We start from the raw sequence: 18,010 nt of genomic DNA, 5'->3' as shown, positions 1-18,010 counted from the left end.
TTATATAATTTCCTTTTAGAGTATTGTTGTTTTTTAGTGATCTTTTCATGATGGTTTTTTAATTAAAATAGCATGCCCTGTATAGGCAATATTATTCAAGAGGGTTATTTTACAAGGCGGTGATGTAAGTATTCTGGAAAATGAACCATTCACTTTTAGAGATCTTTCGACATACTAATTATCTCCCCTGAGAAGATCGCCATGCGTAAGGCCCGATTCACCGAACGCCAGATCATTGCCGTTCTGAAGTCCGTCGAAGCAGGACGCACTGTCAAGGATCTCTGCTGTTAAGCCGGTATCTCTGAAGCCTCGTACTACAACTGGAAAGCAAAATATAGCGGTATGGAAGCCTCTGATATCAAAAAGATTAAAGACCTAGAATATGAAAACCGCAGGCTGAAACATATGTTTGCCGACCAGATCCTCGAGTGCCGGGCACTGGAAGACGTTATTGAAAAAAGCTTTAAAACTTGCGATAAAGCGTGAATACGTCAGCTACGTGACCGCACAGTTTTCGATGAGTATACGCCAGGTATGCAGGACTTTATCGCTGAGCAGGACTGTATTTCGTTACCAGCCGGATGCGCGACGGAATGAGCCGGTGATGTGCGGCAAACGCTTACGGACCTTCAACGTGGTGGACGATTTTGACCGCGCAGCACTGGCGATAGAAATCGACCTGAATATCCTGGCCCAACGGATCGTGAGGGTACTGGGCAGGATAGTGGTAAACCATGGATATTCGTTGAAGATGCGGATGGATAATCTTCCAGAACTTGTGTCTTTGACGCTGGCGAAATAGGCTAAAGACCATGGTGTGCCGCTGGAATTTATTAAGCTAGGTAGGTCAACACAGATTGCGTTTGTCGAACCGTACAATCTTACAACCGGACAGAAATCTTGGGTTTTTACCTATTAAGGACACTGAATGAAGCAAGGGAAATCACTGAACGCTGGCTGATGGAATATAACAACGAGCGGCCTCATTAATCCCTGTATAACTTGACGCCGGAAGAGTACCGGCTGATGGCTGAAAAGGAAAAGTGCGTGGAGCTAAAACGGGTCTATTTGCACCATTTATCTAATGACTATATCGGGTCATATCACCGGATATGTATAATAAATACATTATTTACAATTTGATATCGGGAAATGAAAACTGAGTAACTTATTGAAAGTAAAGGGGTAATTTTCTTGTGGATAGGGTTTGGTACAGTTTGGTACTTTGCTGTATCATATCAGCATCGGTGCCGCGCGGCAGAATATTTACTATATCTGGAACCTTTTAGTTATGGCTAAAGTAAAAAGTAACAGACAGCAAGGGGGCATTACTGCTGGTAAGGTTAATGCAAAAAATATAAATATTGATAATAATAAAACTCAAGTAATGAAAAAAAACAGCTCAACTAATAAAATTATCATTTTTCTTGGGGTTATATCTTCTATAATTACTGTTGGTGTTTTTATTTTTGATGGATTCACCAAATTATGGCAATAAAAGATGAGGTGGCGGTTGAATCAGACTCTCAGAGTGGAGGTATAACAGCTGGTAAAATACATGCTGATGTAATTAATCATAATATTACTAATATTCATTATGGTACGCTGCCCACCGAAATATTATTAGAAGCAGAGGGTATAATTGCGAAAGAAGGGGAGGAACGTGAGTATAAAATTCTTCTTTGTCCATGTTCTGAAAGCGATTTAAATATCTTGAATGTATATAAGGAATTGAAAGGGGAACTTATAAAACAGGGTTTTATTCTCTACGAGAGTTCCCCTGAGTTCTATGAAGACTCATCATACTGGCATTTAGATGAGGCTAATTTTATAGTTAATAAAAATTGTAGTTCAATAATCATCTTTCTCGGAGATAATAAGACTCTTAGCCAGTTGTCATTATTTACTTTTTTGTTAAGTCATAAGGATATGAAATTAAATGAATTGGATATCTGTATAGTTTCAATCGCTGATACTAATGAAAGATATTTCATGGATGGATGCCTTTTATATGCAAATGATAATATACCAAAGAGGTATGATATAAAGTATTTGCAAGACAATGGTGTACAGGAAATAGTGACGTATTTAGTAAGGAAAAGAAGTGTTTATAATAATTCTGGTAGAGGTAAAAGGAAACTAAAATGACACTTTCTATTCGCAGAGATATATTGAGTTGGGCTATTGCAGTTATACAACCTGCCACTATTAGCGATATTTATAATTTTTTGACATCAGTTTTAAAAGATAAAGATGCAATGCCATCTCGTGATGCTATTGTGATTGAAGTTTTAGCATTGATAGAACTTAATGATATAGCTAGGGTTTCCCAAAAGCCAACGCGATATAGCATTACCGCGAAAGGTAATAATCGGTTAAATAAAAGACTAAGGCATTTAAGGGATAGAATGCGATTGTTTTTGCTTAAGAATGCTTATCGTGGTAGTCTTAAACAGCCATCAGCAATTTTCGATGAGGAAACGAATGATGTTTCGTCATTCATACGTAAAGCTGTTGAAATTAAAGATGCACAGCGACCAAACAGCAGTTTGGTCGCCGACCAAACTGCTGTTTGGTCGCTGGTCTCTGAGCAATTTTCTATTGGTCCGAACGAAGTTGCTGATGGCGTCCCTTTGATACCCACATTTTATTCTTTTGATGCTAATTATTTCGATGGTGAACTTCGAAGTGTTGTTGATTTAAGCGAAGCGATCGGAATATCAATTAGACTTATCACATCGATTGTGAAAAATAAGCAGAAGCATTATCGCACCTTTCCAGTTATTAAAAAATCTGGTGGGGAGCGGGTGATTGATGCACCCAGAACCTTTCTGAAGGTTATACAAAGATGGTTGTCAGATTTTTTATTAAATAAATTACCTGTTCACGATTTCTGTTTTTCATATAAGAAAGGTCAGTCAATAAGACACAATGCACAAATTCATGTCGGTAAAAAATTTGTTCTGAATATAGATGTTAAGGATTTTTTTGGATCTATAACTAAAAAAATGATCTTTACTGCTTTAATTGAAAATGGTTTTGAAAATAAACTTGCTAAAATTGTTTCTGAACTCTGCACATATAATGATAGATTACCGCAAGGCGCTCCTAGTAGTCCTATCTTAAGTAATTCAATTCTTTACAAAATGGATTGTTTTTTAACTGAGCAGGGTGTGTTATTTGATTACAATTATTCAAGATATGCTGATGATATAACCATCAGTTCAAATGATCGGCTGACTATGGAACTTGGAAGAGAAACTATATTTAGGTGTCTAAATGAGAGTGGTTTTGATATTAATGACGGGAAAACACGGGTTGCTGCAACTAATTCTCGACAAATAGTAACTGGTTTAGTAGTTAATAAAAAAGTGCAGCCTACTAGGGCGTACAGAAGAAAAGTAAGAGCTATGTTTGATCATGCGAAAAAGAATCCAGGTAGCTTCACGGATAGATATAATGTGTTGACAGGGTGTTTTTATTATTTAGCGAGTTTTGGCTGTATTAGTCACTCGAAAATTAATGAATACGAAAATACACTATCTTTATTAAAAGAGCTTGCTAAGAGATGATTTTTTTCGAGTTTAAATAACAATGGTGAATTGTTTTATGCTAAAACCTAATATCAAAGATATTCATGATTACCTCAATAATAAAAATGGGCTTGTAGTTCATTTCTCTGGGTGCCCTAAAGGGGGCGGCCCTGGTGTCAAACTATATCCAAATGATCTTCTACAAGTGATTAGTAATAATGCTAACGGTGGGGTGTCGTGTTCATTAATTGTTCCTGGTGACTCATACAACAAGAGTTCCGCAATTGGAACAGTTGGTTTAATTATTGATTTTAATAGTGATGGTTTGAAAGCAGTTTCTCCAAGCGATTGTGGTAGCGATGTTATAGATGGTATTCGCCGAGCAGAAGAAAAGGGTATTTCATTGGATGACATTAATAATTCCTTAATATCTCGATTGAATTACAATGAATGGGTGATCGTTCCATCTAAAATATTAGGTGTTTTTGTTTTCACAGTTGAAGATATTATAGTGTGGGGGGATTGTCAGGCTTTGGATGAACATAATGATGTGGCTGATAGCTACCTTTTCAATAAATATATAGATATTCAGCAGGTTAGTCAGGATTTTATCAATGAGGATGTTTTTTCTTTTATTGATGGTTCTATTGCAAAACTGGATCGTGATAGTATGGAATTTGTAAGGGTCGATGGTAATGAGTTTTATAAATAATAAATATGCTTTTCTACTTTTTAATATGTCGTTGGACTCACGCCATGCCAATCACTGGCGTGAGTAGGCTACATGTGATTATAGGCCCGATACATTTATATAGAACTGACCTCTACCTTCATCAGTTTTCTGAATCCGGTAGGTGATTGGCAGTGAGTCTTTCAGATCAGGTTTTGTGAACGTTAAATCAGCCGCACACTGATAAACGTCAAGCTCTGATTGATGGCTTATTGTTCTGACATTTTCAACAGAAATCAGCACATCCTTATCCAGTGTCATGCCCTTCTCGATTGTCTTTTTGGCAATATCTACGACAAGATTTTTTGCATCGTCACTACTACATTTTGGCGTTTTCTCGCCGCAACCAGCCAGCAAACCAGCAGCTATTAATACCAGAAGTATTGCTCTTTTCATCTAGGGTCCCTTCGTTAATTAACGATATTTTTTACTTCTTATTAAATAGACCATCCATTGTGCCTGTCGCGGAAGCACCACAGTAATCTTCGCAACCACGAGTCATAACGCTGGCCTTGCCGTTATTCAGCTCACTAATTACTGCAACACACTGGCTGGTATTGTCATTCCAGACCCAGCGGCGCTTCTGGCTTTCTCCAGCAGCTATTTGCTGTGCTGTCCCCTCCATATTGCATACGCCCGAAGCATCCCCCGTTGAGGCATTAATGTTGAATTCAGCATTGTCCTTTCCCGGATTCAGGGTTAGAACCGCTCCGGGTTTTACGTACTGCTCTGCTGCGACAGGTAACGTTATGGCTGCCATCAATAAGGCCAACAGTTTTCTGTTCATTATTTAATTCCCTGCTAAGTGATACGGATGTTTTTGGTGATTTTCCCCAGTGCCAGCGGTCTGCGTTTTTCCACAAAGAAATAAACGACGTTGAATGCGGACTTGCGATGATTCCCTCGACCAAGAGAGGGCCAGTTGCGGAAAGATTCGATCTGTTCTTCTGAGTAGGGCGTGTCAGAGAAGTCAAACAGCACAAGCAAGGCTTTGCCGTCGTGCTTCATTAATTTCTTTACTTCTGTACTGTTGACGGTTGCGGAGACATTGGAACGTGCCGCAGTTGGTTTACGTACTGCAAACTCAACGGCTACATCATCAATGACAAAATCGATGTAACCGTGCCCGGATACAGTTCCTGGCAGTTTGCTTTTTACTTCTGGTGATACGTTATCTGCAAACCAACCCAGCAAATAGCAACGTACCAGAGGCAGTAATTCCCGCTCGCTACATTCGTTCAGACGCAGTGTTTTGACAAATTCTCGACGATAAAGAGAGCTGAACAAGTACTCAATGCAATCTGTTATCTCAGTAATGGTGGTTGCCACAATGCTCTCCTTTTTGTCCACCTTTGTGCTGCTTCTCAACTGAGTGGGCTTCCAACCAAGCTTAGTTGAACGGTAGCAGTTATTTTTTTGTCTATAAATGACTTAATGGTTAATTTTATGTCCATTAGTGATGTTCATGCAAGAGTAAAAAAGCCCCAGAATTCCTTTTATGGACGTTCTGGAGATAAAATGATGGTTAAACTGATGGCAGATTCAGCTGATAAGCTGGTAGGGCAGCGTATTCAGACCAGACGTAAAGAAGCAGGGCTAACTGCTGCCGATCTTGCAGAGACGATCGATATCTCTCAACAACAGCTTTCCCGCTATGAACGCGGAACAAATAAGATTAATATTGCTCACTTAGTCAAAATCGCCGTTGCTTTAAAAACTCCAATAAGTTGGTTCTTTATTGATTGTATGGAGGATTTAAATGTTTCTGATATCCCGATTAACTATGCCACTGGGCTTGACGTTGAATTAAAACAGCGTCTCGAGCAAGTCTGGAATAAACTAGATAACCCTAAGAGGAAAAGCTTAATTATGTTTTTAGATGCGTTTATAAAATAACAACCAAATTGGTTTCTGAGTGAAACTATTTGCATTAAAAGCATGCACCTGGTAAAATAACATTGCTGGATAGTGTCATATTGTCCAGTAGCTGATACAAACTGATTGCCAACTTAGCATTTCATTTTATTATCCCATCCTGATGGGAGGACGTCTATCGTCTAAAGAGTTAGTATGGGCAATGGTCAATTATTGGTTTTTATCATCAATTCAAATGCATATTTACCGGAATAAAACGATGAGCGTTATCCGTCAGGAAGGGCTAGCTATGCCCGTCGATCAGGAATTAATCAATATCATATTAAATGGAGTGGGAAATCCACCGCCGCATAAAGCCAAAATTACAGCCGTCAGTCTGTTATTTAAAGACCTGAGTTACAGCGCGAAAAAGGGCGGCTACCATCCTGTCGAAATACGGCTTATTTCTCGCAATGACGAATGGTATTTTGATTACATCACCGACTTCAGTTATATGGGGGTTGTATACCCCGAACTGGAAAAGGAAATTGATATCAGCTGGAGTCAGCAATATGTCTTTCTTGCTTATGTTGGTGACCTGCCTGTTAACGCCGGAAGGGAGCTGTTTAAACTCTGGCAATCCAACTTTATTCAGTATCACGCCATGAACGTCTACACCATTACCGTCCTGTGGGAAAGCTAATCCCTCTGCACTAACTATCACTACTTTATGGGGAATTATCTGTGACTGATAACAGAGGTATACGTGCGTCTCAACAGGGCGAACTGGACTGTCTTTGCGGTGCTTATTGCATGGTTAACATGCTGAGCTGGCTGTTTGACGGCAGGGTGAAACGACGCCCGTTAATGAACCGGCTTATTCAGACTTATCAGCAACGCTGGCCTTTGCATGAATGGCTGACTGAAGGGATCGAAGAAAACCGTTTAGACTGGCTGATGGCGCAGGTGTTGCAGAAAGGACATTACAGCCGCCAGTTCCCGGTTGAAATCACCAAACCCTTTGCAGGGAAGCGAGGGTTATCAGACGGGCGACTTTTCAGGGAAATGCAGCGGTTTCTTGACGTCACTGACTATTCCCGCTTGATTATGCTCAGCGACCAGTTTCACTGGTCTCTTCTGGTCAAAATAGATGAAGAAACGCTCTGCTTCTTCGACAGTAACGGGCGAACCACCATGCCCCGTAAAGCTTTCTCCCTGCGTACTGGCGTAACCCGCCGCCAGCTGTTTCCAGACGCCATTTACTTCATTGAACGGGAGTTCTGACGTGACCATGTTTACTCAGCGTGAAACCCGTATCCTCGACCAGGCGCGTGACATTATCAATAGATACTACCAGCGTGGGGCTCAACTATGTTCCCCTGATGATGTACGGCGGTGTGTGATGGTTGAGCTGGCACCGCTTGAACATGAAGAGTTTGGCATCATCCTGCTCGATAATAAGAATCAGCTGCTGCACAAGGAAATTCTGTTCAGGGGTACGTTAAACTCGGTCAGCGTTCACCCCCGTGAAGTTATCAAACGCGTACTGAAACATAACGCCGCCGCAGTCATCCTTGTCCACAACCACCCCAGCGGCGAGCCTGAACCCAGCCGTTGCGATATCAAGTTGACCAAAAAGCTTCAGGAGCTGCTGGAAATGCTGGATGTCCGGTTGCTTGACCACTTTATCGTGGCGGGAACTGAAACGGTGTCAATGGCTGAACGGGGACTGGTGTGATGCTGAAAGTTACCTGGTTTAATGTACGTTATTGCGGGTTACGTTCATGAGCAGGACAGCGTTATGTCAGGTCGTGCCTATGGTGCAAACAACCGTGTTTGATGCGTATATTGGCGGTCTGGCTCCTTCGGGGCGAAGAGGTATCATCAGCCTGTTAAACCGTAGCGCCAGCATACTTAAACGCGGTGTTGATGCAGCAGACTATCCGTGGGAACAACTCAACTACGCCGCCGTCGCTAAAGTACGTGCGGCATTATTGGATGACGGTTACGCCGTGTCGTCGGTCAACATGGCGCTGTCAGCGCTCCGGGGCGTGGCACAGACGGCCTTTAATCTCAATTGTATGAATGCCGAAACGCTGGCCCGTATCAGGTCTGTTAAGCGCGTGAGCGGCGATATCCAGCGTAAGGGAAGGGCGTTAGACAGGCAGGAAATCCAGGCGCTGATTCAGGCCGCTAAACAGCATCCGCAGCATGTACGGCGCTACCGTGATGTCGCTATTGTGCTGACACTCTGCGGAACGGGCCTGCGGGCCGGTGAACTGCTTAAACTTGAGCGCCGGGACTATGACAATGGTGTTCTCACGGTCAGTCAGGGGAAGGGGCGAAAATACCGTGAAATTCATGTGGCGGATGCGGTGGACAAGGCCATACGCATATGGCTGAAAGTCAGCGCAAACGAAGCTGAAAACGCACTGTTCAGCCGTATTCAGCGCAACGGTAAGGTCACCACCCAGCCGCTGACAACAACCGGGTTAATGGGTATCCTGGAGCAGTTGCAACAAACGTCAGGCATTGTCCGTTTTACCCCACATGATATGCGGCGCACCTTCATTACCCGTTTACTGGAGCAGGGCGTAGATATCAACACCGTCCGCCAGCTGGCAGGCCACAGCGACATATCCACCACGACGCGCTATGACTATCGTGATGGTGGCATGAAAGCCAAAGCATCGCAGCGATTGCGGTGCTGGTAAAATGATGGCGTTTATCGGTGATTGGGCCTGAATATATTGAACCTACTTAGCGTTTCTTTTAGTGTTTTTCTCATTTGATTCAATTATTTTTATAACAAGAGCTGTGTCGGAAAACGTTTCAATATCGTCTTTTTTCCACTTTCCTGATTCAACAACTATTTTACCGCTTTTATCATCAAAATACGGTATGCGGGTGCCAGCCTTGTTGAGCTGTCTGGCTATTACATCAGCAGGCTTTCCTTGAAAGTTAGCCTGCCATATCTTGTTATAAGTATTGTATGCCAACTCAGAGTTTTCATGTTCGTAAGCCAAGAGATTATCTATGTAGTACTGGTTAACCAGTTCAGCTATGACCGAGCTTCGTTTCTCTGCGGCATTGTGTTCCTTACGACTTATCGCTGTTTTTTTAGCAATCATCTCCAGTCGCGCTTTGGTCTCTTCCAGCATATGGATGGGTACAATCTTTCCAAACTTTTTTGCTACTAATTCCCTTCTTTTTTTCTGCCTCATTTTGTCGAGGTTCTTTTCCCTTTCTTTTTTCTCCTGCGCTGGTTGCTGCGAAATCATATCGTCATTTGGCATGAGTACATCTCCTGAAATTGAACAAGGATCTTACGAGCTAAATATTCCCAGCTGATTCCATGATTATCACGGTCTACTGGTATCACAATCGGTGTTTTGCATAAGTGATTACTGCAAACACTTCTCCTGGGTAGCAACATCGTGATTATCACGAGAAATAGAATCATCCCATGATAATCACGATTCTTCAATACACAAAAACGACCTTAATTCGTGATTATCACGAAAAAAAGTCTGGTTTGTACGAAAAAATACGGTTTTTGTGGTTGTAAATAGCAGCGCTCCTGAAACAGCTCAAAGGAGCAAAAGCATGAACACCAACCGTATTCTCCGCAAAAAAGAAGTTCTTCATTTAACCGGAATTTCGTCAGCCACGCTCTATAGGCTTATCGAAAAAGGAGATTTTAAGGCAGGGAAAAAATTGACCGGCGATGGTGGACGCGCAGTGGGCTGGGGACTCAATGACGTACTGGAGTGGATTCAGTCACGCGGTATCAACGCGCAAGTCTAAGCGCATGTGTAACCCTCACATAGCCCCCAACGAACCCTATAGAGGGCATAGCAATATCAATGGTACTTCCTCTTGTTGGTGGGCTACTGGCCACCGGGAAAAGATTATGATGAAAACATTTAATAGAGAACGTGTTGATTCACTGGGATACGCCGTATCACTGGAATGCAGTAACGTAGGACAGCAATGTTATGGACATTTCGACAAGATTGCCTGGGTAACTGACCTGTTCGACAAGCATGAAAATCAGGTGATGGTAGATCGCTTATTTCAGCTTGAATCAGACGATACTTATCAGGTCAGGTTTCGCCCCGCAGGCAAGGATGAGTGCGATAGTCTCTACCGCTGGGTAATTGAAATCCGTCTAGCAAACAAGTCTAAACATCACCCAGTTCTACTGATGATCTACTTTGGACCAACAAACAAGAAACGCGGTGCCGTGCGAATGGAATTAAGCCCCCAACACTATCTAGCTGAACAGATAAGCGACTTATTCATTTGGTTGGGGCGCAAAAGCCGTATTGGTAAATATCTGTACCAGGGGTTGCGTAACTCATGGGTCACGACCATCCATTACGCGCTGGATGTGATGGGGATGAAGCTGCATGACTTTCTGATTGGTCTTGCCAAAGTTCATGATGGTGATTTCAATGATCCTTATGGCAAGCAGGAGGGTATGCGGCTAGGGGCTACCACCGTCGTAGCTTCGATATACGAAAAAGTGAACGCCCCTGAGTTAAGCCTTGAAGAACGTCGGGCAACAGCTCAGCTAACACTGGATGAAAGCCAGCATGAGTGTTTTTTACGTCTGGAGCTGCGTCTGTCTCCAGGTAAGCAGAAACTGATGCTGAGTAACCTGTCGCAAATGGAGAATTTGGTGTCACGTTTGGCATTCTATGACCGTAAGCTAATCAGGGATCGCAAGCTGGATCCAGACTTTGCCAAACGGTTGAAACGTATGACTGTCCCCCGTGCTCGTAAAACGTTCCGTCCGGCCAGTGAGTTGAATGGCAGGGCTGTTAGTCCGAGCAAAGAGGCAGCTAAAAAACGAGTAGATAAGGTGATGAAAAGGTATCTGGTGGACTTGTTTGATGCAGAGGCTATCTGGCATAAACTTCCACTGGTTGTCGAGAAGCTGGGTATTTTGGGACAGCCGCAGTATTGGCAACCTGACATCCGTAAAAAATGGCTTAAATCTCGCGGGAAATAAGCGCCATGGCGTTGCGGCAGGGATGCTGCATCCTCATCTGTGAGTTGTTCAACGGCAAGCCTAAAAAGGTCAGGAGAAAATTAAATCTGGGAAATGACCGTCTTTTGACCGTCCAACGTTGTCGGATTTTGCTGTGGCTAACCGTCCAACGTTGTCGGATTTTGCTGTGGCTAACCGGCTAACTACAGGTACGGTTTAACCTGAAATCAGCACCTCGTACAATGGTAGGGCAAAATCGGCGATGGCTTTCCCTGATTCTGACATTGGTAAGTAGCTGCGTTTTTTATCAAAGTTGAGGTTTCAAAAGAAATTAAATTCAGAAAATAACATGTGGCTACAACCGCTGTTGAATATTACCGGGAGAGAGTTACACCGCTTAATAACCGGTAAAGTTTTACGTATCCGCTAATCCCATTCTGGCTAAGCTGATATTTATTCGCTACTTGCCTCTACAGGGTATATACACGTGTCTATTATGCTCTGTATACACTCTATCTCTATATTATGGTATATGTGTCATTACATACTATAGCCATTATCCAGTATCAGCTATCATGAGGCTCCAGCCTCCAATATATCATCTGATAATAACCATCTGAGCCTTGTTGGGTTCACGTAAGGTTTTGAGTAATTCAGTTGTAAATAAATGGGGTCAGAGCATGGTGCTTTGATTTTTATATACAGGTGAATTATGAAGCCATACATTACGCACGACAATATTCTTGTGACAAATTCAACGTTGGATTATTTCAAGAAAGTTGTTTTCAGTGTTCCTTATAATGGTGCGCCAAGCTTAAAGCGTCCATTTTATCGTAATATTGCAGTGTTTCTCCAGCATGTTATATGTGTTGCTACCTGTAGCCGTAAAAACAGGAGAAAAGCAAAGATTAAGGCAAATAATAAATGGTCTTATTCTGTGCCAGTACCATTTGAGCTGGGTAGGGAGAAACTTCCCGGTGTATTTAAGAAAAGTGGGCCGACCCATGAGCGTGCAATGGAGGCGCTGGCAGGTGTGGGAATCATTAAACTAACCGGGTATTCCAATGCTAAAAGTTCATGCCGGGAGTACGCTGTTTCTCAACGTTTTTTTGCGTAAGTTGTTTGGCAACGACCGCGAGGCATACCTTAGCCGTAAGGATCGCTACCATTATCTGACTGACATTTTCACCAAGTGTAAAAGTTACTCATTAGATGAACTGATTGGGATTGCCATTGAACGCGGTCAGCATGCTAAACATAAACAGTCTAAACGCGATATCCCAAACGTTGCCTTCAGGGAGCGCGTAGTCGATGTATGGAACAGCCTTGAACCGCTAGAAATCAATCTGGAGGCACTGCTGGATTACTATAACGAGAATCCCACCAAGAAGAACAAAATATTCATTTTCAACTTCCTGTCGCGACTGGCTGAAACAGGTGTGGATCTTGTGAAGGAGTCACCGTTAACGGTTTCTTACAGGCAGTCGTATAAGACTGCGTACATTGGTGGGCGATCCTTTGAGATTGGCACTGGCTTTCAAAGTCTGCCTTCTGGCATGAAGTGGGCGTGTCTGGCACGTGGTGCTAATTATGACATTAAGGGATGTCAGCTCGAGATACTACGACATGAGCTGTTGAGTATTGGCATTTCGGCCGAGTCTCTGAAAGTGCTGGAAACTCAATATATCTGCCGAGTATTGCGTGTCGCTGAGGAGCTGGTGAAGCAATTCAGGTTTTCCAGCGTATTCAATGCCGGGTTCGTTTCATTATCGCTAAAGTCCAGTACCCGACGCCTGTTGAACCGTGGGCTAGGTAAGGCAGAAGCTAAACGAGTGCTGAAACGATGGAAACGCCTTCTGAAAACTTTACGGCTAGATCTGGCTTTACTGCTAGATCATTACGAAAGTACAGCGAAAACCAACCGTTACGGTAAATGTGTTACCAATGCAGTAGGGCAACCCTTCAACATTACTTATAAAGATCTGAAGAAGGGTAAACGTTGGAAGTCAGATGTCATGCGCCGGAAGTTGTTATCGCACATGTTACAGGGGCTGGAAAGTCAGGCTGTGTACGATTATGTTGCCACCCATAAGGGGTGTTTGCGCATTGGAGCACGATGGGTTTGTTTCATATGAAGAGGTTACTGACTGGTCCCATCCATACCTTTTAATTGAGAAAAAACATTAAGGGAGCTACTCAGTAAAACTCTGGCTCTTAGATGATGTGCGTAAGCTATGAGATAAGGCCAGTCGACGATGATTGAGGGGTAAACGTCAATATTCACTGGCAAAGAGCTAAATCCAGTCCAACTTTAAAACAGTGTTGCCAACTGAAATGAGGGCATTCAACTCGCATAGTTGAATGTCGGTTCTTGACAGTAAGAGCCGACATAGAGTTACGTAGGACGAAAATGATGATTAATCGACTTTCGACCACACCCTCATTGCAGCATTTCCCAACAACTCACCCCGGGAAAAGATCTTATCCTCATCCCATTTATCCAGAATTATCAATGGTATGTTCAAGCGTAGGCTAGTATGGGTAATAAGACCATCCCGTTTCTTAAGAAATGCAGAGTGTTGGACCGAACGATTTACGCTGAGGTTAAGCAAGGTCAGATTTCCCAGTGTAGCGATCGCTTGTTGCCGCTTCCAGACAAGCAGTTGCTCGTGTGTTAGCTCTGCACCGGCCAAAACAATCTGATTCACCGCAGTAGCGTCTGAATCTGTCACGGTATGTCCGTCTTCAAGAGGCCAATGCAGAAACCAGTTTTGAGGCATTAGATGATCAATATCGAGACTGGAGAGATTTGGAACCACCGGCTCCTCAGTCTTCACCTGACGGCGAAGTTCTCCCTCAAGTTCGGTCAGCATTGAGCGAATCTTCTGTGCATCGAGCCTGCCTGGGTAAAGTCGTGCAGTAGTACAGGCATTAAGAAACTCTGAGTCAGTGGGCCAACGTGCGGCTTCACCATTAAGGCTATTAAGGGTGCTGCGCAACTCAGCACTGGAAATGCTGGTTTTAGCCAAAATGACGCAAAACATTCATAAACACGTTGTTATAGTTCTTTGGAGTCAGGCCACACACCGCTCTTCTCACTACAAACGAGACAAGATTCGTTGTACATGGCGGCCTTTTTCAGTATCAGGAATGCTAGCGACTTGAGATGAGTAACGCAAGAGGATAAATCGTGGTCATGTCATAGGCGGCGATGCGACGACCAAAGCATGCAATAGGAGTTGTGCCCACTCCACCAATCCAGTTCTTTATATTGCAAAGCATATCGATTGAGAAGTTCGACCTGCTGATCAGCTCGGCGTGATGACGATTCCTTGCCTACATAGTCACGATACTCATTGTAAAGGCGAGACAGGTCTACTTCACGTTGCTTTTCTGCTTGTAGCGTGGAGTGAATTAGCCACTCTAAACGAGGTTTGTTGATGCGACCACGGCGTTGTTTTTCTGTCCAGTACGGGGTTTTCGAACGGTTTCCAATCATTTTCATACAATGCAGCGGCATCAACATTATCATGCTCTGGCACGCATAAAAATATAGTTACGGATAAGATCCGTCGCATGAAGCTCAGCCCACGGCCATTCAATGTCTCAAAAATGATTTGAGCGTCATCCTCTGCCTCAAGAGATATACTGACCAGTTTCAGGTCTGTTAGGACAGCTTCAATCAGCGCGATAGCATTTTCTTGTAAGGAGTGACCTTCCGCGCTAATCCATTTAATAAAGGCATGACTAAAGAACCATAACGCCTCCAGTGAAGGAGGATGGTTAAAATGCTTACGCAGTGTGCCATGTAACGTGAAGCTATCAGGGAATACCTTGCGGAGATCATCAACATGGTCAACGTTAAGGCTTTGAATAAAATGAGATTGATCACGAAATGTCGGCCATAACTTAAAGCGTTCAACCTCTTTATTTCGCATTGTTGCTTCGTTTGTATTTTTCAGACACGGCAATACAAGCATTTCTAAATCGGAAGATCAATTGCACGAAGAGCCAGTCGGATAGACGCAAGAATGTATTGAAGGGTAGTTAATCGTTGCTGACCATCAATGATATGCAGGGTATCAACACCAGCAAACCGCTCTTAGTTTGTGGTTCAAGTACCACTGCACCAAGGAAATGGGGGGTTGGTTTATACCTGATAAACGGGCCTGTGCTTTTTCGGTGATATCCTCCAGTAAGGCGGACCACTGATTTCGTTGTGTCCATACGTATGCACGTTGGTAGAAGGGAACGCAGTATTGGCGGCGATCCTGAAAGATTTGCTGGACATTTAGCGTCTCGGATTTCATGGTTTACCTATATCTTGAATAGTACAAAATTGAATCGGTTAAATTGGTTGTTGACCACGACTCTAACATTTCAGATGTTGCCATTCGCCTTGATATCACAACGCACAGTCTTTATGCCTGGAGGTAAAGTTCGGCGCTGATTCTTCTGCTAACAAAGTCCGTTCAGACGCCCTACAAGAGAGCTTAGGGCTTCAGGAGGAGTTGAGCGGGTTAGGGACAAACGGGACATATTAAAAAAGCTGCGGGCGTACTTCGCGAAACTATCCTACAGACGAACGCCTTTATCCATCGCAATAAACGTGTAGGGATGTACGGCGGCTCTGTAGGGGAGTAGGGCTGGATGCGCATCCGGATGATTTTATGCATCTTTTCAGTAGTCAGATTCATGCCGCATAATTCTGACCTGAAGCTATCGCTGGGAATGTAAGCACCTCGACTGCTTTTTGAAGATCAGGAATTATGGGCATGATCTGACAAATTGTGTATGTCACTACCCCCAAAAAATATCAGATTATATCGCGAGTATTATCGTTGCGAGTTAAGCGCAACAAATTTACTCGGGCAGCTAACAGGGAAGGTGTAACATAGACGCTAATCAAACAGGCATTGTTGCCAGCCGTTCTGGGATTGTGGAGCGCAGCATGGCCTGAGACGCGATAAAAACCAAAAACAGGAAACATGATGAAATTCACAGAAGATACACGGGTAAAAATCCCGTCATCCTCCCTGATACGGTTGGGATACCACTACCTGTCCTTGAAAGAACAAGTTTGGACAAAGAAACTAACATTTTCCCTAACCTCTTCACCGCTGCGATTGGCAGAATAAACCCCGGGATCGCACCCGATGATATCGGACGGCTGTTAAAAGATCTCACGCTGCTTCTCGACAACGACGACTTGGGTCGCGCCTTCTTCGAAAAACTTAGCGACCGTTCTGGCATCAAACTGATTGACTTCGATAACTTCAACAACAACAGTTTCCATGTCGTCACCGAACTGACCTGTGAAAACGGCGATGAAGAGTTCCGCCCTGACATCACGCTCCTGATTAACGGCATGCCGTTAATTTTATTGAAGTGAAAAAAGCCTAACAACCGCGAAGGCATCTTTGCAGAGCGCAACCGCATCAAACGAGCGCTTTAAGAACCCCAAATTCAAGCGCTTCGCCAATATCACCCAGTTCATGATCTTCTCCAACAACATGGAGTATGACGACAGCGATCCGGAGCCGGTCCAAGGGGCATTCTACGCTAGCAGTTCTTACAGTAACCCGGTATTCAACTACTTCCGCGAAGAAGAACTTTTCAACCTGACCAATTTACTAAAAACACTGTCAGAAGAAACAGAAATCGCGGTTCTGAAAGATAACAATCTTGAAGTAATCCGCACTAACCCGGAATATCAGACCAACAAAGATCACAACCGACCAACTAACCGTCTCTGCACCGCGCTGTTGAGCCGGGATCGGCTGGCATTTATCCTGCGCTATGCGCTAGTGTACGTCGCTGAACAAGGCGGTATCCAGAAACACATCATGCGCTATCCGCAGCTCTTCGCCACCAAAGCAATTGAGCGCAAACTTAACGCTGGCGTGAAAAAAGGCATCATCTGGCACACCCAGGGCAGCGGAAAAACCGCGCTGGCTTATTACAACGTGCGCTCCCTGACAGATTACTTCCAGAATCAGCAGGTGATCCCTAAGTTCTACTTTATTGTTGATCGTTTGGATCTGCTCCAGCAGGCGCAGCGCGAATTTACTGCCCGTAACTTAATCGTTCACCTTATCGACTCACGCGAAGCTTTCACGCGTGACATCAAGGCGTCACAGGCTCTACATAACCATCATGGCAGAGCGGAAATCACCGTCGTCAACATCCAGAAATTCCGCGATGACCCGGACGTCGTCACCACCAAAGACTACGACATCAACATCCAGCGAGTTTACTTCCTCGATGAAGTCCACCGCAGCTACAACCCAAAGGGAGCTTCCTGGCAAACTTAAGCCAGTCGGACACCAACGCCATCAAAATTGGCCTGACCGGTACGCCTCTGCTGGGAACGGACTACAACTCCCGCGATCTCTTCGGCGACTACATACACAAATATTACTACAACGCCTCCATTGCCGATGGCTACACGCTGCGCTGATTCGCGAAGAAATCGCCACCAACTACCGGATGGTCCTGCAACAGGCGCTAAAAGATGTGGAAGTCAGAATGGGCGATGTGGATCGCAAATACATCTATGCTCATCCCAGTTTCGTCAAACCGATGCTGAACTACATCGTTACCGACTTTGCTAAAAGCAGGGCGCGCTGAATGATGACACCATCGGAGGCATGGTGATTTGCGACAGCTCTGAACAGGCCAAACAGATGTTTGAGTTATTCAACACTGACTTCGCCGAATCGCCCACCGTCGCCGATGAATTAACAGAAGAAATGCCTGTATTACAGGCCGCAGAACCCGCTGCCGTTTACCAGAGCCACGCCAGAGAAACGCGGAAAATCAAACGCGCCGCTTTAATCCTGCACGACGTCGGCAGTAAGCAGGAACGCAAAGAGTGGGTGGAGCAATTCAAGGCGG

At 44.0% G+C, this 18,010-nt stretch carries 21 protein-coding genes and 3 pseudogenes; 19 read left to right on the top strand and 5 right to left on the bottom strand.

All coding sequences use genetic code 11. From position 1 onward, the window contains the following. Nucleotides 1-201: 201 nt before the first annotated feature. From CKQ54_RS00105 to CKQ54_RS00085, 5 genes and pseudogenes are all read left to right on the top strand, one after another. Nucleotides 202-987: pseudogene (locus CKQ54_RS00105) on the top strand (transposase); the annotation flags it as partial. 304 nt (nt 988-1,291) lie between these two features. Next, nucleotides 1,292-1,498, top strand: coding sequence for a hypothetical protein (locus tag CKQ54_RS00100; RefSeq protein ID WP_131063905.1), 207 nt, complete (start codon nt 1,292-1,294; stop codon nt 1,496-1,498). After that, entirely contained in the window at nt 1,489-2,148 is a 660-nt protein-coding gene (locus tag CKQ54_RS00095; RefSeq protein ID WP_120163740.1) for a hypothetical protein, read from the top strand. Before CKQ54_RS00100 ends, CKQ54_RS00095 begins: the two co-directional genes overlap by 10 nt. Beyond that, complete coding sequence (locus CKQ54_RS00090; RefSeq protein WP_120163741.1) at nt 2,145-3,572, top strand: retron St85 family RNA-directed DNA polymerase; 1,428 nt, start codon at nt 2,145-2,147, stop codon at nt 3,570-3,572. Before CKQ54_RS00095 ends, CKQ54_RS00090 begins: the two co-directional genes overlap by 4 nt. 37 nt (nt 3,573-3,609) lie before the next feature. Next, nucleotides 3,610-4,245: a hypothetical protein gene (locus CKQ54_RS00085; RefSeq protein WP_120163742.1), complete on the top strand. Its 636-nt coding sequence runs from the start codon at nt 3,610-3,612 to the stop codon at nt 4,243-4,245. 78 nt (nt 4,246-4,323) lie between these two features. Here the strand turns inward: CKQ54_RS00085 and CKQ54_RS00080 are convergent, their stop codons facing one another. Genes CKQ54_RS00080 through CKQ54_RS00070 form a run of 3 tightly spaced genes read right to left on the bottom strand, consistent with a single transcriptional unit; the run spans nt 4,324 to nt 5,592 of the window. After that, complete coding sequence (locus tag CKQ54_RS00080; RefSeq protein WP_120163743.1) at nt 4,324-4,659, bottom strand: hypothetical protein; 336 nt, start codon at nt 4,657-4,659, stop codon at nt 4,324-4,326. Between the two features lie 31 nt (nt 4,660-4,690). After that, a complete protein-coding gene (locus tag CKQ54_RS00075) occupies nt 4,691-5,050 on the bottom strand; it encodes an acyl-CoA dehydrogenase (RefSeq protein ID WP_120163744.1) in 360 nt (119 codons plus the stop codon). A gap of 14 nt (nt 5,051-5,064) precedes the next feature. Further along, nucleotides 5,065-5,592, bottom strand: coding sequence for a hypothetical protein (locus tag CKQ54_RS00070; RefSeq protein ID WP_120163745.1), 528 nt, complete (start codon nt 5,590-5,592; stop codon nt 5,065-5,067). Nucleotides 5,593-5,784: 192 nt separating this feature from the next. On the opposite strand from CKQ54_RS00070, the gene CKQ54_RS00065 reads away from it, so the two are divergent. The 5 genes from CKQ54_RS00065 (at nt 5,785) to CKQ54_RS00045 (ending at nt 8,831) form a co-directional block, all read left to right on the top strand. Beyond that, nucleotides 5,785-6,159 (top strand): helix-turn-helix domain-containing protein, encoded by a 375-nt coding sequence (locus CKQ54_RS00065; RefSeq protein WP_120163775.1) that lies wholly within the window; start codon nt 5,785-5,787, stop codon nt 6,157-6,159. Between the two features lie 268 nt (nt 6,160-6,427). Further along, entirely contained in the window at nt 6,428-6,820 is a 393-nt protein-coding gene (locus tag CKQ54_RS00060; protein WP_120163746.1) for a DUF2787 family protein, read from the top strand. A 119-nt stretch (nt 6,821-6,939) separates the two neighbouring features. Beyond that, complete coding sequence (locus tag CKQ54_RS00055; protein WP_120163776.1) at nt 6,940-7,401, top strand: hypothetical protein; 462 nt, start codon at nt 6,940-6,942, stop codon at nt 7,399-7,401. Between the two features lies 1 nt (nt 7,402). Then, nucleotides 7,403-7,855: a RadC family protein gene (gene radC, locus CKQ54_RS00050; RefSeq protein ID WP_120163747.1), complete on the top strand. Its 453-nt coding sequence runs from the start codon at nt 7,403-7,405 to the stop codon at nt 7,853-7,855. Between the two features lie 46 nt (nt 7,856-7,901). Next, entirely contained in the window at nt 7,902-8,831 is a 930-nt protein-coding gene (locus CKQ54_RS00045; RefSeq protein WP_120163748.1) for a tyrosine-type recombinase/integrase, read from the top strand. A gap of 42 nt (nt 8,832-8,873) precedes the next feature. Here the strand turns inward: CKQ54_RS00045 and CKQ54_RS00040 are convergent, their stop codons facing one another. After that, the gene (locus tag CKQ54_RS00040; protein ID WP_120163749.1) at nt 8,874-9,413 is read right to left on the bottom strand and encodes a hypothetical protein; all 540 of its coding nucleotides are present in this window, start codon (nt 9,411-9,413) and stop codon (nt 8,874-8,876) included. A gap of 310 nt (nt 9,414-9,723) precedes the next feature. Here CKQ54_RS00040 and CKQ54_RS00035 point away from each other — a divergent pair, with 310 nt between their 5' ends. The 4 genes from CKQ54_RS00035 (at nt 9,724) to CKQ54_RS25475 (ending at nt 13,248) form a co-directional block, all read left to right on the top strand. After that, entirely contained in the window at nt 9,724-9,924 is a 201-nt protein-coding gene (locus CKQ54_RS00035; protein ID WP_120163750.1) for a helix-turn-helix transcriptional regulator, read from the top strand. A gap of 106 nt (nt 9,925-10,030) precedes the next feature. After that, a complete protein-coding gene (locus CKQ54_RS00030) occupies nt 10,031-11,134 on the top strand; it encodes a hypothetical protein (protein WP_120163751.1) in 1,104 nt (367 codons plus the stop codon). 691 nt (nt 11,135-11,825) lie between these two features. Further along, on the top strand, nt 11,826-12,230 hold the full coding sequence (locus CKQ54_RS25420) for a hypothetical protein (RefSeq protein ID WP_147412528.1): 405 nt from the start codon (nt 11,826-11,828) through the stop codon (nt 12,228-12,230). After that, nucleotides 12,178-13,248 (top strand): hypothetical protein, encoded by a 1,071-nt coding sequence (locus tag CKQ54_RS25475; protein WP_167459609.1) that lies wholly within the window; start codon nt 12,178-12,180, stop codon nt 13,246-13,248. The genes CKQ54_RS25420 and CKQ54_RS25475 overlap by 53 nt, the downstream gene beginning before the upstream one ends. A 282-nt stretch (nt 13,249-13,530) precedes the next feature. On the opposite strand, the pseudogene CKQ54_RS26030 reads toward CKQ54_RS25475, so the two are convergent. After that, nucleotides 13,531-15,423 (bottom strand): annotated as a pseudogene (locus CKQ54_RS26030) (DUF262 domain-containing protein). A 28-nt stretch (nt 15,424-15,451) separates the two neighbouring features. Between CKQ54_RS26030 and CKQ54_RS26070 the strand changes: the two are divergent. From CKQ54_RS26070 to CKQ54_RS25705, 5 genes and pseudogenes are all read left to right on the top strand, one after another. Beyond that, nucleotides 15,452-15,783, top strand: a pseudogene (locus CKQ54_RS26070) (transposase); the annotation flags it as partial. Nucleotides 15,784-16,193: 410 nt separating this feature from the next. Beyond that, complete coding sequence (locus tag CKQ54_RS00010; protein WP_167459611.1) at nt 16,194-16,505, top strand: type I restriction endonuclease; 312 nt, start codon at nt 16,194-16,196, stop codon at nt 16,503-16,505. A 28-nt stretch (nt 16,506-16,533) separates the two neighbouring features. Then, complete coding sequence (locus CKQ54_RS25955; RefSeq protein ID WP_279630487.1) at nt 16,534-17,427, top strand: DEAD/DEAH box helicase family protein; 894 nt, start codon at nt 16,534-16,536, stop codon at nt 17,425-17,427. Next, complete coding sequence (locus tag CKQ54_RS25950) at nt 17,415-17,573, top strand: hypothetical protein (RefSeq protein ID WP_341868560.1); 159 nt, start codon at nt 17,415-17,417, stop codon at nt 17,571-17,573. Before CKQ54_RS25955 ends, CKQ54_RS25950 begins: the two co-directional genes overlap by 13 nt. Before the next feature lie 226 nt (nt 17,574-17,799). Continuing rightward, on the top strand, nt 17,800-18,010 hold a 211-nt coding region (locus tag CKQ54_RS25705; RefSeq protein WP_244220151.1), incomplete at its 3' end, for a hypothetical protein.

The organism is Rahnella variigena (assembly GCF_003610915.1).
Lineage (GTDB): Bacteria > Pseudomonadota > Gammaproteobacteria > Enterobacterales > Enterobacteriaceae > Rahnella > Rahnella variigena.
Note: the sequence above shows the minus strand (reverse complement) of the source record. Positions and strands in the feature narration are given on the sequence as shown.